At 75.8% G+C, this 13,184-nt stretch carries 12 protein-coding genes; 4 read left to right on the forward strand and 8 right to left on the reverse strand.

Translation table 11 applies throughout. From position 1 onward, the window contains the following. Positions 1-74 precede the first annotated feature (74 nt). Positions 75-467: a hypothetical protein gene (locus ACFXOZ_RS04600; RefSeq protein ID WP_380532014.1), complete on the forward strand. Its 393-nt coding sequence runs from the start codon at positions 75-77 to the stop codon at positions 465-467. Positions 468-570: 103 nt separating this feature from the next. On the opposite strand, the gene ACFXOZ_RS04605 is transcribed toward ACFXOZ_RS04600, so the two are convergent. The 4 genes from ACFXOZ_RS04605 to ACFXOZ_RS04620 form a co-directional block, all read right to left on the reverse strand. After that, complete coding sequence (locus ACFXOZ_RS04605; protein WP_380587437.1) at positions 571-2,160, reverse strand: purple acid phosphatase family protein; 1,590 nt, start codon at positions 2,158-2,160, stop codon at positions 571-573. 85 nt (positions 2,161-2,245) lie between these two features. Beyond that, complete coding sequence (locus ACFXOZ_RS04610) at positions 2,246-3,637, reverse strand: hypothetical protein (RefSeq protein WP_380587440.1); 1,392 nt, start codon at positions 3,635-3,637, stop codon at positions 2,246-2,248. A 118-nt stretch (positions 3,638-3,755) separates the two neighbouring features. Continuing rightward, positions 3,756-5,471, reverse strand: a complete 1,716-nt coding sequence (locus ACFXOZ_RS04615) for an FAD-dependent monooxygenase (RefSeq protein WP_380587443.1) — start codon at positions 5,469-5,471, stop codon at positions 3,756-3,758. Between the two features lie 109 nt (positions 5,472-5,580). Beyond that, positions 5,581-5,811 (reverse strand): hypothetical protein, encoded by a 231-nt coding sequence (locus ACFXOZ_RS04620; RefSeq protein WP_375895023.1) that lies wholly within the window; start codon positions 5,809-5,811, stop codon positions 5,581-5,583. 92 nt (positions 5,812-5,903) lie between these two features. Here ACFXOZ_RS04620 and ACFXOZ_RS04625 point away from each other — a divergent pair, with 92 nt between their 5' ends. Beyond that, entirely contained in the window at positions 5,904-6,995 is a 1,092-nt protein-coding gene (locus ACFXOZ_RS04625; protein ID WP_375895020.1) for a DUF5937 family protein, read from the forward strand. A gap of 63 nt (positions 6,996-7,058) precedes the next feature. Here ACFXOZ_RS04625 and ACFXOZ_RS04630 read toward each other — a convergent pair whose 3' ends face one another. Both ACFXOZ_RS04630 and ACFXOZ_RS04635 read right to left on the reverse strand, forming a co-directional pair. Continuing rightward, complete coding sequence (locus tag ACFXOZ_RS04630; protein ID WP_380532035.1) at positions 7,059-7,922, reverse strand: serine hydrolase; 864 nt, start codon at positions 7,920-7,922, stop codon at positions 7,059-7,061. 101 nt (positions 7,923-8,023) lie between these two features. Beyond that, positions 8,024-8,971: a LysR family transcriptional regulator gene (locus ACFXOZ_RS04635; RefSeq protein ID WP_375895017.1), complete on the reverse strand. Its 948-nt coding sequence runs from the start codon at positions 8,969-8,971 to the stop codon at positions 8,024-8,026. Positions 8,972-9,114: 143 nt separating this feature from the next. Here ACFXOZ_RS04635 and bla point away from each other — a divergent pair, with 143 nt between their 5' ends. Further along, the gene (gene bla / locus ACFXOZ_RS04640) at positions 9,115-10,077 is read left to right on the forward strand and encodes a class A beta-lactamase (protein ID WP_380587447.1); all 963 of its coding nucleotides are present in this window, start codon (positions 9,115-9,117) and stop codon (positions 10,075-10,077) included. A gap of 46 nt (positions 10,078-10,123) precedes the next feature. After that, positions 10,124-11,224, forward strand: coding sequence for an MBL fold metallo-hydrolase (locus ACFXOZ_RS04645; protein WP_380532032.1), 1,101 nt, complete (start codon positions 10,124-10,126; stop codon positions 11,222-11,224). A 4-nt stretch (positions 11,225-11,228) separates the two neighbouring features. On the opposite strand, the gene ACFXOZ_RS04650 is transcribed toward ACFXOZ_RS04645, so the two are convergent. Together ACFXOZ_RS04650 and ACFXOZ_RS04655 are read right to left on the reverse strand one after the other, a co-directional pair. Next, complete coding sequence (locus tag ACFXOZ_RS04650) at positions 11,229-12,494, reverse strand: phosphodiester glycosidase family protein (protein WP_380587450.1); 1,266 nt, start codon at positions 12,492-12,494, stop codon at positions 11,229-11,231. A 119-nt stretch (positions 12,495-12,613) separates the two neighbouring features. Continuing rightward, positions 12,614-13,162: a DUF2165 domain-containing protein gene (locus tag ACFXOZ_RS04655; RefSeq protein ID WP_380525360.1), complete on the reverse strand. Its 549-nt coding sequence runs from the start codon at positions 13,160-13,162 to the stop codon at positions 12,614-12,616. Between the last annotated feature and the right edge of the window lie 22 nt (positions 13,163-13,184).

The following is a 13,184-nucleotide window of genomic DNA, read 5'->3' on the forward strand; positions in this document are numbered from 1 at the left end:
AGTGGGGGCACGGCCCGAGCGGACAGCTCGGATCGCATGCTCGGAAACGCTCATCGAATGCTTGGAGCCACCCCATGAAGTCTCTGTCGGGCAAGCTGCCCAAGACGGTCGCCGTCCTCGGCCTCGCCGTGTCCGCGCTGACCGCCGTCGCGGCCACTCCGGCCTCGGCGGGCACCGCCGCCACCGCGGGCTGCACCCGGCCGCTGCGTTTCTACGACGTCGAGGTCCAGGTGGACAACTGCTCGGACGGCTGGGTCTGGATGTCCACCGGCACCCGCTTCAACGGGGCCAGCGCCTTCGTGAAGACCGCCTCCGGCGAGGTCCACGAGTTCCAGCTGGCGAAGAACCAGGCCAGCGCGATCAAGTACCACACCCGTCTCACCAGCGTCTACGTCTGCGGCAACGACTCCGTCGGCTGGTTCCCCCCGGTCCCCTTCCGTCGCTGCTCGTCGCAGGTCGGCCTGTGACGACGTCGCCCGGGTGACAGCCGTCGCCCCGGTGACACCGGAGCGGTCCGCCCACGGAAGGGGCGGGCCGCTCCTCGGCTTTCCGCGCGGCGCCGGCCCGGGTTCAGCCGCGCTGCACGGTGACGCGGTCCACGGCCGTGCCGTCCTCGGTGACGGACCGCACCTCCATCCGGGCCGGCGCGCCGCCCACGGCGGGCGTCACGTCGACCGCCACCAGGCAGTAGCCGGTGTAACGGACCCTGGACCAGGTGACCTTGACGGTCTGCTCGTGGCCGCTCCGGTCGGAGACCACCATCGGGACCGGGGCGTCGTTCCTGGTCTCGTGCCCGAGGTAGGTGTCGGAGGCCGGGAACTTGTAGAGCCCGCCGCCACCGCCGCCCGCGACGACGTAGGTGGTGCCGTCCTTCACCGGGTTGACGGTGTCGCCGGAGGCGGCCTTGCGGGTGGCCTTGCCCGCGCGGATCGGGTCGGTCCGCTCGTAGACGTGGTTGTGGCCGCTGAGCACCAGGTCCACCTGGTACTTGTCGAACAGCGGGGCCCAGTCCTGCTGCGCGCCGAGTTCGGCCCCGTTGTCGTGGCAGGTGGAGTACGTGCACTGGTGCAGGTAGACGACGATGAAGTCGATGCCGGGGTCGGCGCGCAGGGCGGCGAGCCGGGCCTCCAGCCACTTCTTCTGCCGGCCCTTGGTGTGGTCGAGGTTGGCGGGGGTGTTGAAGCAGACGTCGTTGCCGTCGAGGCTGATCAGGCCGACGTTCTGGTAGCGCCAGGAGTAGATGCCCGTCGACTGGTCCCAGGCGTTGTCGGGCATCGTGAACCGGGCGCGGACGCCGCCGTAGCCGTCGCCGCCGTACCAGGGCTCCATCTCGTGGTTGCCGACCGCCACCATCCACGGGGTCCGGGCGGCGACGGGGTCGTTCTGCACGAAGAAGGAGTCCCACAGGCGGGCGTCGTACGCGTCGTCGGTCTTGCCGCTGCCGCCGCTGTTGGCGTACGAGAGGTCGCCCATGTGGAGGTGGAAGGCGGGGTCGAGGCCGGCGATCAGGTGGGCGGTGGCGGCGGCGTTGTAGCCGATGCCCTGGTCGCCGAAGGCCGTGAAGGTGAAGCCGGCGCCGCGTCCGGGGGCGGGTGCGGTGCGGAAGCTCGCCACGTCGCCGAGCCGGCCGGCCGGGTCGTGGCCCTGGTGGCCGACGGCGTAGTAGTAGGTGGTGTCCGGGACCAGCTGGTCCACCCGCGCGTGCAGGTAGTACTGGGTGACGGTGGTGGGCTTGACCAGCGGCTGGTCCTCGACCGGGTGCTGCCAGGCGAGTTTGCTGACCAGGGTGCGGACCTCGGCGGGGACCGGCGCGCCGAGGTCGCCGGGCTGCAGGCCGATCCGGACGAAGGGGGCGGTCACCGCGTCCGGCACCTGCCAGGAGACGACGACCTGGCGGGACGGGTCGGCCCCGTAGGCGAGGTGCCGGCCGAAGGGCCGCAGCGCGGACCTGGCGGTGCGCTCGCCGCGGGGCGACGGCAGGGTGGGGCTGCCGGGGGTGGGGGTGTCGAGGACGGGGGTGTCGAGGACGGTGGGGTGCGGGGCGGCGGCCCGGGCGGCGCCGGGCAGCAGGAGGCCGCCGGCGAAGGCCGCTCCGCCCGCCGCGCCGACGCGCAGGAGGGAGCGCCGGGAGTACCGGGAGTGCCGTGGTGTCTCGGACATGACATCAAGTTAGGAAACTTCCCTAACATCTGACAAGAGGACGGGCGACACCGGAACCTGGCGCGGGCCCAGGGCGGGCGCGGGCTCAGGGCGCGGCGCTGTCGTTCAGGTGGTCGAGGGCGTGGGCGATGAGGGGCTCGTGCCGGTGGACGGTGAGCTTGCCGCGGTAGTCGCGGGCCAGGCCCGAGGGAAGCACGCCGGTGAGGTCGAGGGCGCGGTGCACCAGTGCGGCGGCGACGTCGAGTTCCCCGAGGGCCAGGTGGGTGTCGACCGCGTACAGCAGGAACAGCGCGGTGTGCGGGTGGTGGGCGGTGTCCTGCGGCAGGAGCAGGGTGTCGGCGAAGGCCCGGAAGTACGGTGCGGCCCCGCGGGGTCTGCCCAGGTACCACAGCACGCCGCCCCGGGTGATCGACAGGCGCTGGTGGATGCCGGGGTCGAGCGAGGGGTCGGCGGGCGCGTCCGCCATGCACTCCCCGGCGTGGTCCAGTGCGGCCTCGGCCGCGCTCGCGTGGCCGAGTTGGGCCGTCGCGGTGGCGTCGAAGCAGTGCAGCGTCGCCTCCGCCGCCGGGCTGCGGGGGCCGGCGGCGCGGGCGGCGCGGATGAGGGTGACGGCGCCCTCCGCCGTACCGGCGACCAGCTGGTGGAGGGTCAGCTGCGACATCGCCCGCACGGCGAGTGCCGGCTCACCGGCCGCGGCGGCGGCCCGGACCGCGGCGAGGCCGTGCCGCTCGGCCCGCGCGTCCTCGCCGAGGGCGAGGCTGAACCACCCGCAGAGCAGGGACGTGCGGGCGGCCAGCGCGAACAGGCGCCGCACCGACGGGTGTGCCGACGACAGGTGTGCCGACGACGGGTCCGACGCCGGTGCGCCGGGGTGCCCGGCGCGGGTGAGCAGGGAGACGACCAGGCGGTGCTCGGCGTGCGCCGCCGCGTACAGGACGGCGGGCGACAGCCCGGTGGCGTTCTCGTGGCCCTCCAGGGCACTGGTGCGCGCCTCGATCCCCGCGACGCGGCCGGTCAGCGCCCCGAGGTCCGCCCCCGGCGCCGCCTCCACCCGGGTCAGGCGCAGGTGCTCCAGCGCACCGCGCAGCTGGCCCGTCAGTGCCGCGCCGCTCAGGACCGGTGCCGGCGCCCGGGCCGGGGTCTCCTCGGGCGGCAGCGCCGTACCGGCCAGGACGGTCACGGCGCCCTCGTCGGTGTGGGGCTGTTCCAGCAGGGCCGCGTCCCGGGTGGCGAGGTGCGCCCAGAACGGCCAGCCCAGACGGCGGACCTCCCTGGCCGCCACGCCGTGCAGGTGCGCCATCGCCAGCTGCGCGGTGAACTCGGGGGCGATCCGCCCCGACTCCCAGCGGGACACCTTCTCCCGGCGGGCGGCCATCCGCCCCAGGCCGAGCTCGTCGTGGGTGCGGGCGACGAGGCGGGCGTACTCGGGCTGCGACAGGCCCAGCGCCGCCCGCAGCGAGGTGAGGGGATGCGTCATGGGATGTCCTGGTCCTGCCGTGCTCGGGGGGAAGGGCCAGATCGTACGAACGCCCCGCGACACGGGCCAAGCGAGGAGGCACACCGGGGCACACCGGGACCGCCGGGACCAGCCGGGATCAGCGCCCTTCCGGGCGGGGGGTGCGGAAGACACGGGCCAGGTGGGCGGTCAGGCCCTCGGCCGTGGGCGGGTACAGGCGGGTGCCCAGGTAGCCGTCCGGGCGGACGACGAACGCCGTCGGGCCCGCCTGGGTGGCGTAGGCGCGGGCGAACTCGCCGCGGGTGTCGCGGTACACCGGGAGCCGCGTCCCGCCGGCGGGCGGCCGTGCGCCGTCGGCGAGGATCACGTAGGAGGTGAGCTGATGGCCGGTCAGTTCGGTTGCGAGGGAGGCGAGTTCGTCGAATCCTCCGGTCGACTCCCGGTCGGTGCCGTACAGCAGCAGCACGTGTTCGCCGCCCCGCAGCACGTCGTACAGGCGCTGCGGGTAGGTGGCGATCTCGCCGGTCAGGCCGGTGCAGTCGGGGGCCCGGTCGCCGGGGCGGGGGGCGGGCCCGGCACCGCTGTCGCCGTCGGCGCCGTCGGCGTCCGGGGGGCCGACGATCGGGCTGTCGCGGTAGCCGACGAGCAGTTGGGCCTCGCGCAGCAGCAGGGTCGCCGGGTCCTCCGGGTCGGCCTGGACGCCTTCGGCGGCGTGCCGGACGGTGCGGCCGACCACCTCCTCGCCGACCGGGCGGCGCTCGGCGTCGTAGCTCGCGAGGAGGCCCGGGCGGGCGGTGCCGCCGATCGTGAGGGCGAGCTTCCAGGCGAGGTTGTAGGCGTCCTGGATGCCGGTGTTCATGCCCTGCGCGCCGGTGGGCGGGTGGATGTGCGCGGCGTCCCCGGCGACCAGGACCCGGCCGTCCCCGTACCGGTCCACCAGCCGGTGGCTGATCCGGAAGACCGAGGACCAGCGCAGGGCCGAGGCGGTGGCCGGCCGCGGCGAGAGCCGGTCCAGGACCGTCTGGACGTCGGACAGCGCCGGGCCCCGGCCGCCCTCCAGGCCGTGCGCGACGCCGGAAGCGGCAGGCGCGGCTGATTCGGCCGGGACGGCAGGCGCGGCTGAAGCGGCCGATTCGGCCGGTGCGGCCGGTGCGGCCGACAGCTCGGGTGGCACCAGCATCGACATCCGGTAGCGGCCCCGGCCGGGCAGCGGGATGCAGACCAGCAGGTCGTCGACGCGGCCGTCCTCACCCCGGTGCAGGGCGCGCACGCCGTAGCCGGGCGGCAGGTCCCAGTCGACCTCGACGTCGGCGAGCATGTACTCCTCCGGGAACGCCCCGCCCCGGAAGCCGAGCCCGAGCCCCTTGCGGACGGTGCTGTGCGCACCGTCGCAGCCGATCAGGTACCGGGAGCGGACCTCCTCCTGCCCCGCCGCGGTGACCAGGCGGCTGGTGACGCCGTCGTCGTCCTGGGTGAACGACACCAGTTCGCTGCGGCGCTCGATCCGGCCGCCGAGGCGGATCAGGTGCTCCTCCAGGATCCGCTCGGTCTCGTACTGGGGCAGCGCCGCGAAGCCGTACGGCACCTCGGGCGGCAGCGCCAGGTCGGTCCTCGGCTGCTCGGTGCCGTTCACGTAGCGCAGTTGCCCGCGCATCGGGACGGCGGCGTCGAGCGCGGCGCGCACCAGTCCCATCCGGTCCCAGATCTCCAGCGTGCGCGGCTGGACACCGACCGCCTTCGCGAACGGCAGCCGCTGCGGCAGCCGTTCGACGAGCCGGCAGCCGATCCCCCGCCTGCGCAGTTCCACGGCGGCGGTCAGGCCGACCGGTCCGGCGCCCACGACGAGTACGTCCACTGGAAACCTCCCGGCTGCGTCCCCGGTGCGTCCCCCCGGTCCACCTCCCAGGGTGGCGGGCCGGGCGGGTGACGGCGACCGCGCCGCGGCCCCGGTGCCGGTGCCGGTCTCAGCACCTGGTCTCGGCCCCGGCCCGCCGGCCCTGGGCGCTCAGCCAGCGGCGGACGGCGAAGCGCAGCCGGCCGGGGGTGGGGCGGCCGGCGACGACCGCTTCGAAACGGCGGTGGTCACGGGCCGCCCGGAGCACCGCGAGGTCGTGGGTGCCGGGGGCGGGCGGGGCCGGTTCGGCGTGCTGGGCGGCTCGGTAGCTGTCCAGGAGGTGCTGGTGCAGTGCGTTCATGCGCCCACCGTGCACCCCGGCCGCCCCGCCGGTCCCGCCGATTGACGACCCCCGTCAAATGACGTGGTCAGCGGGCCGGGCACCATGGTGGGGTGAGCGTGACCATCGACATCACCGGACTGCCGCACGAGCGGATCGCCTTCCACCCCTCGCCGCTGGCCGAGCTCGGCAACGCGCTGCACGCGCTCGCCGAGCCCGCCCACCACCCCCGGCTGCACGCGTGGACGACGGCGACCTCCGGCACGCTCGAACCGGAACTGGCCGGCCGGATGCTGGAGGCCGACTTCATGTGGCGCTCCACGCGCTCCGACTTCCTGATCCCCGCCTGCCCCCGGCAGACCCTCGCCGAGGAGCTGGACGACCTCGACCGGATGCCGGACGAGAGGTTCGTCGGGGCGGCCCTGGAGATCTCCTGCAGCACCAACCACTACCCCAAGGGGCTGCCCTCGCCCCTGACCGACGCGTGGTCGCGGCGCCGCTCGCTCGACCTGGCGGCGGCCCGCGGCCCGCACCAGGCGGCGTTCGTCGAACGGATGCTCAACGACCCCACCGGGACCCGGGCGTGGATCCGGCGCCTCCTGGAGGACTGCGACCGGGCGTTCTTCGCCGACACCTGGCGCCGGGTCCGCGTCCAGCTCACCGCCGACGCCCAGCAGAAGACCGACCTGCTGCGCCGCAAGGGCCTGGCGGAGGCCCTCACGGCGGCGTCGCCGGCGCTGAGCCTGGAGGAGGACGAGCACGGCAGCCGCATCGTCGTCGACAAACTCGTGCACGGGCGCACCGACGCCCGCGACACCGCCGTCACCCTGCTGCCCAGCGTCTTCGGCTGGCCGCACCTGTTCACCCTGTACGGGCCGGGCTGGCAGCCGGTGATCCAGTACCCGGCCGCGGCCCACGAGATCGGCGGCGCCGAGCCCGTGGAGACGGTCAAGCTGCGCCTGGACGCGCTGACCCACCCGATGCGGATGAACCTGTGCCGCAACCTGGCGCGCGCCGCGTACTCGACGAACGAGCTGGCCGACGCGTACGGGCTCACCGCCCCCGAGATCTCCCGCCACCTCGCCGTCCTGCGCAAGGCCGGGCTCCTCGTCACCCGGCGCCGGGGCCGTTACGTCCTGCACCAGCTCGACATCTCCGTCGTGGCCCGGATCGGCAGCGACTTCCTGGAGTCGGTGCTGCGCTGAGGCCCGCCCGGCGAACTGCTCGGCGGTACGCGCAGAGTGCGCGGATCGAACGCGCGCGGGCTGTCAGCCCGTCGGGCCCGTGGCCGCGCGGGCCCGGAGGGCGTCGACGGCGAGGCGGGCGGCGGTGCCGATGGCGGCGTCGGCGGCGGGCAGGGTGATGGTGGTGGCCGCGGCGCGGGTGAAGACGGCGAGGGCGTAGCGGCCGCCGTCGGGGTACTCGACGACGCCGACCTCGTGGCGCAGCGTGGGGAGGGTGCCGGTCTTGCCGTGGACGCGGACGTCGTCGTAGGGGAAGCCGGAGGCCAGGCGGTGCGGCCAGACCTGGAGGCCGAGGAGGCGGCGCAGGGCGGCGCCGTGGTCGCCGGGGCAGGCGTCGCCGTGCCAGAGGGCGGCGAGCAGGGTGGTCATGTCGCGGGGGGTGCTGTGGTTGGTGAAGGCGGGGTCGAGGACTCTGAGGCGGGCGACGACGGCGGGGTCGACCGGGGAGTCCGGGCCGGTGTCCTCGGCGAGGGCGGCGCTGAGGTCGCGGAGTGTGTGGACGGCGACGGTGCGGGTGAGGCCGAGGTCGGCCATGGTGCGGTTGACGGCGTCGAGGCCGATCTCGTCCCACAGGGTGTCGGCGGCGGTGTTGTCGCTGACGGCGGCGGTGAGGTAGGCGAGGTCGCGCAGGGAGAGGCGGGCGGGGTCGAGCATGGCGGCGAGGCCGGTGCCGCCGGGGGTGCGGCCGGTGGCGGGGATCTCGACCTGTCGGGTGAGGTCGATCCGTCCGGCGGCGGCCTCGCGGTAGAGCGTCACGAGGAGGCAGAGCTTGTGGACGCTGGCGGTGCTGACGGCGGTGTCGGCGCCGAGGCCGATCTCGGCGCCGGTGTCGAGGTCGCGTGCGTGCAGCCGGCCGGTGACGCCGGCGTCGGCGAAGGCGGCGGTGATGCGGGTGCGCGCGGCGCGGCTGTGCGGGGTCCGGTCGGCGGCTGATCCGACGGCGGCCGTACGGTCGGCGGTCGGGCGCTCGGCTCCGGTGCGGTCGCTGGTCACAGCGGGAACTCCATTGCGGGCCGGGGGTAGAGCGGGCGGTGGGGCGGTGGGGGCAGCAGGCCGCCCGGTCCGGTCAGCGCCTCGTGGGCGGTGTGGGCGAACAGGCGGACGGCGGGCCCGCCCCGCCCGGCCGGCCAGGCCGTGGAGGTCCGCCAGGCCAGCGGGGTGCCGGTGAGCGGACGCCAGACTGTACCCGGTGGCGGCGCGGTGCGCGGCACCAGGGCGATGGCGCTGCCGGTGAGCACGAGCGCGCCCGCGACGTCGGGCCCCGGCGGGTCGACGACGGCCTCGGGGGTGCAGCCGTGCCTGGTCAGGGTGGTGAGCACCTCGTCGTACAGGGCCGGGGCGGTGGCGCGCGGGAAGAGCACCAGGCGCAGACCGGTGAGGTCGGCCACCGCGAGCTCCGGGCGGTCGGCGTACGGGCTGCGGTCGGCGAGCAGGACGCCGAGCGGCTGGTGCAGGACGGGGCCGAAGGCCAGTCCGTCGGCCGGGCAGGGGTGGCGCACGACGGCGACGTCGACGGTGTGCTGGGCGAGTTCGCGCACCACGGCCGTGACGGGCACCTCGCGCAGTTCGAGCCGGGTGCCCGGGGAGGCGGCCTCGAAGCCGGTGAGCAGTGCGGCGAGGGTGGCCGGCCCGAGGTCGGGCGGGACGGCCGCGCGCAGGGTGCCGGCCCGTCCGCTGCGCAGGTCGGCGGCGGTGGCCAGGAGGCGGGCGGCGCTGTCCAGGGTCTCCTCGGCCTCGGCGAGCAGCAGCCGGCCCGCCGGGGTGAGGTCGACGCCGCGCGGGCCGCGGTCGAAGAGGGTGACGCCGAGTTCGCGTTCGAGGCGCTGGATCCGCTGGGAGAGCGAGGGCTGGGCGATCCGCAGGCGCTCGGCGGCGCGGCCGAAGTGCCGTTCCTCGGCGACGGCGCGGAAGTGGCGGAGGTGCCCCAGCAGGTCCATGGCCAGCCATCATAGGTGTTTTCTTATCGCCTCCTTCACGATTGCGGTCTTGGACTGGAGGGTCGGCGGCCTGGTTGGCTGAGCGCGACGGCGCGACCGCATCGGCGTGACCGTGACGGTACGAACCACCTGGGAGACCACTGATGACGTCCGACCTCCACCGCCCCCGCCGCCACCGTCCCCGCGTCGCGCTGCCCGCCGCGGCCCTGCTGGTGGCCGCGCTGGTCGGCGGGTGCGGCGGGGCGGGCGGCGCCTCGACGGCCTCCGGTACGGCGGCCTCCGCCGTGACGGCGGTACCGGTGGCCGGGGCGGCCCCGGCCGATGCGGCGGAGGCCTCCTTCGCGGCGCTGGAGCAGCGCTTCGGCGCCCGGCTCGGCGTGTTCGCGGTGGACACCGGCAGCGGCCGGGAGGTCGCCCACCGGGCCGACGAGCGGTTCGCGTACGCGTCCACGATCAAGTCGCTGGCCGCCGGGGCGCTGCTGCGGACGGCGTCCGACGCGGACCTGGACAAGGTCGTGTCCTACCGTCAGGAGGACGTGCTGGAGTGGGCGCCGGTCACCTCGCAGCACGTGGCCACCGGCATGAAGCTGCGGGACCTGGCCTCCGCCTCCATCCAGTACAGCGACAACACGGCGGCCAACCTGGTCGTCGCCGAACTCGGCGGCCCGGCGGCCGTCCAGAAGTCCCTGCGGGACCTGGGCGACTCGACCACCAGCGTCGACCGCACCGAGCCCACCCTGAACGAGGCCACCCCGGGCGACACCCGCGACACCAGCACGCCGCGGGTGTTCGCCGGCGACCTGCGCCGTTACGTGCTCGGCGACCTCCTCCCGCAGGACCGGCGCGCTCTGCTGACGGACTGGCTGGTCGGCAACACGACCGGCGGCCCGTACGTCCGCGCGGGGGTGCCCGCCGACTGGCGGATCGGCGACAAGACCGGCAACGCGGGCTACGGCACCCGCAACGACGCCGCGGTGGCGTGGCCGTCGGGCGGGCGCGCCCCGATCGTGATCGTCGTCCTGTCCGACCGCGGCAAGGCGGGCGCCAAGTCCGACGACGCCCTGCTCGCCGAGGCGACGAAGACCGTCGTCAACACCCTCGGCTGACGTGCGCAGGAACGTCCCTTCCCGACCGACCAGGAGCCCGACCGCGATGATCCGCCCCACCCGCCGCGCCGCGACGGAGGCCGACTACACCCGGCGCCGGCTCGCCCAGCTCGCCGTCCTCGGTATCGCCGCCGGGGCCGCGCCGGCCGCCCTGCCGGGCCCGGCCTCGGCCGCCACCGGAACGTCGGCGAAGGCACCGTCCGGCCCGCGCCCTGCGGCGAAGGCGCCGTCCGCCGCCTGCGCGCACGACGAGCGGGCGCGCCGCCTGGCCGGTGACGACCCCGTGCTGCGGGCCCTGGTGACGGCGCTGACACCCGGCTCCGCCCTCCCCCAGCTGCCCGCGCCCCCGCCCGTCAGACTGTTCGACAACCTCGTGCTGCTGAGCGCGGGCTGGGTCTCGGCGATGGCGGTGCTGACGGACGACGGCATCGTGCTGATCGACGCGCTCACCTCGCCCGCCGACGCCGAGGATCTCATCGTCCCCGGGCTGCGGGCCGTCGGCGCCGACCCGACGGCGATCCGGCACATCGTCGTGACCCACGGCCACCCGGACCACTTCGGCGGCGCGCAGACCCTCGCCGACCGCTACGGCGCCCGGGTGCACATGTCCGCGGCCGACTGGGACCTCCTGGCCCGCACCCGCCCTGCCGACGCCCCCGCCCGCGACCTCGACATCGCGGACGGCGCGCAGCTCACCCTCGGCGGCACGACGATCGAACTGCACCACACCCCGGGCCACACCCCCGGCACCGTCTCCCCGGTCATCCCGGTCCGGGCGGGGCGCCGGCACCACAGCGCGATGCTGTGGGGCGGTCTCAAGCCGCCCTCGACGGTCGCCGAGCTGCGCACCTTCCTCGCCTCCGTCCACTCCTTCCGGGCCGTCATGCGCCGGGCGAACGTGGAGGTCGAGCTCTCCAACCACCCGAACGACCACGGCCTGGAACGGGCCGAGCAGCTGCGGCACCAGCCGCCCGGGGCCGCCAACCCCTTCCTGCTCGGCGGCCCCCGCACCCAGCGGTACATGGCGGTCATGGACGCGATGCTGCGCGGCCGCATCGCCGAGAAGGAGGAGGCCGTCGGGGCGGCGGAGGCGGCCGGGACGGCGGAGGGGGTCGTCGGGGCGGCGGTGGCCCACGGCTGTTGTTAGCCGGCTAGCCGCCGCTGTCGGCCGCCCGCGCCGCGATACCGGGAGCGGGCCGCACGCCGGGCCGTGCGGCGAAGACGCCGAGGGCGTTGGGGATCCTGCGTTCCAGGCCGTGGTCGAGGTGGTTGCGCACGGTGGGCCCGCCGGTGGCGGGGTCGCGGGTGACGAGGGTGGCGGAGGCGCCGCCGTCCAGGTAGGCGCCGTCCGGGCAGCCGAGCCCGCGCAGCACCCGGGCGAGCTCGGTGAGCGTCAGGCCGGTGGAGGTGCCCTCGCGCCCGTCCGTGGACAGCAGCGTCAGCACCCGCCCGCCGTCCGCGAGGCCGACCGCGCTGCGCGGCTCGGCGGTCGTGGCGTCCAGGCCCGCCGGCTCCTGCCCGTCGCGCAGCAGCCGGTAGGCGCCGAGCGCGAAGCGGAAGGGCACCGGAGTGTCCGGGACGAGGCGGTGGTCCACCGCGACCGGGGTGCCGACGGGCAGGCCCGCCAGCACCCGGGCGCCGGCCTCGCGGCCCAGCAGCACGGTGCTGCCCGCCGGGATCGGGCCCGCGCCCGGGGTCGGGGAGGTCGCGGCCACCCGGCCCCGGCGGACCGTCACCTCCCAGGTGTCCGCCGTGCAGGGGGCCGCGCGCGACTCGTCGTTCCCGCACGCCGCGCGGGCCCGGGAGACCTCGCCCCACTCCGGCGTGAACACCCCGATCGAACCGACCGGCAGGGCGTACTGGTTCAGCCCGCCCACCGGCCACACCCCGCCCGCGGCCCGCACACCGCCCCGCAGCACCAGGCGCCCCAGCCGGGCCACCCCGTCCGCCCCGACCCCGAGCACGTCCCGGTCGGTGTCCCCCGGCGGCGGCCGCCACCCGAACCGCTGCGCCGACGGCACCGCCGCCTTCAACGCCCGCCCCCGGTACACCTCCGGCCCGGACGGCGCCCCGGTGGCCGGCACCCCCGGGTGCTGTTCCTCGCTGATGTCGAAGAAGTCCCCGTTGACCGCCGCCACCGCACCGCTCGCACCGACCAGCGCGGTCAGCGGCGCCCGGGCCGCCACCGCGCCGGGGAACAGCAGGTCCGCCCGCACACCGGGCGCGCGCAGGTCGGCCCGCACGGCGTACACCCGCGCCCGGCCGTGCGGGGTGGGCACCGTCAGCTCCCGGTAGCCGACGCCGGGCGCGAGCACCGCCCAGTCCGCGGCGGCCTCGGCCCGGGAGGGCGAGGCGGCCGGGCCGATCGGACCCGCGGCCAGCAGGAGGGCGCCCGCGCAGCGCAGAACGGTCTTCATGCCGGCCATGCTGACGCCCACCGCCGAGCCGCCCCCGCACCGCCTGCGGCGCGCCGCCCGGCCGTCCCTCCCCCGCAGGAAAGCGGGCGGGCGGGGCGTTCGCGGGCTCCGGGAGTGTCTCACTCCGGCGGGGCGGAAGGGGTGCGGGGGTGCGGCAGGTTCACCACCACCAGGGCCAGTCCGGCCAGGGTGACGTTGCGGATCGCCGCGTCCAGGCCGTTCCAGGCCTTCGACTGCCACATGGCGAACCACTCGCCGCCGATCCCGATGAATCCGGCCCCGAAGAGGAGCAGCATCAGCAGCAGGCCGAGGGTGCTGAGGCGGCGCGCCGCCTCCGGCCGCAGCCACCAGGCGAGCGTTCCCGCCGTCAGCGCCAGGGCGCTCAGCGCCTCCCAGGCGATGATCGCCACGTAGGCGGCGTTCTGCAGGCCGGGCGAGGTGATGGAGCGCCACATCAGGTCCCGGTCCCGGAAGGTGGTGTCCATCGCCAGCACGTGCTGGACGAAGTGCTGGTTGGTGGCGAAGTCGGTGACGTTCCCGAAGACCACGAGGAGCAGGTAGAGGGCGTTCACGCCGGTGAGCACGGCCGCCGCCGCGGGCAGCGAGCCGAACGCGAGCAGGCGGTCGCGGAGGGTGGGGCCCGGGTCGGCGGGGCGGCTGGTCGGCATGCGGAACAGGCTAGCGCCCGGG

It is taken from the genome of Kitasatospora sp. NPDC059160 (assembly GCF_042755465.1).
Lineage (GTDB): Bacteria > Actinomycetota > Actinomycetes > Streptomycetales > Streptomycetaceae > Kitasatospora.

Coding starts and splice junctions, on each gene's coding strand:
- ACFXOZ_RS04645 (WP_380532032.1), top strand. CDS start 10,124: ATGATCCGCCCCACCCGCCGCGCCGCGACGGAGGCCGACTACACCCGG.
- ACFXOZ_RS04610 (WP_380587440.1), bottom strand. CDS start 3,637: ATGACGCATCCCCTCACCTCGCTGCGGGCGGCGCTGGGCCTGTCGCAG.
- ACFXOZ_RS04600 (WP_380532014.1), top strand. CDS start 75: ATGAAGTCTCTGTCGGGCAAGCTGCCCAAGACGGTCGCCGTCCTCGGC.
- ACFXOZ_RS04620 (WP_375895023.1), bottom strand. CDS start 5,811: ATGAACGCACTGCACCAGCACCTCCTGGACAGCTACCGAGCCGCCCAG.
- ACFXOZ_RS04635 (WP_375895017.1), bottom strand. CDS start 8,971: ATGGACCTGCTGGGGCACCTCCGCCACTTCCGCGCCGTCGCCGAGGAA.
- ACFXOZ_RS04650 (WP_380587450.1), bottom strand. CDS start 12,494: ATGAAGACCGTTCTGCGCTGCGCGGGCGCCCTCCTGCTGGCCGCGGGT.
- bla (WP_380587447.1), top strand. CDS start 9,115: ATGACGTCCGACCTCCACCGCCCCCGCCGCCACCGTCCCCGCGTCGCG.
- ACFXOZ_RS04605 (WP_380587437.1), bottom strand. CDS start 2,160: ATGTCCGAGACACCACGGCACTCCCGGTACTCCCGGCGCTCCCTCCTG.
- ACFXOZ_RS04655 (WP_380525360.1), bottom strand. CDS start 13,162: ATGCCGACCAGCCGCCCCGCCGACCCGGGCCCCACCCTCCGCGACCGC.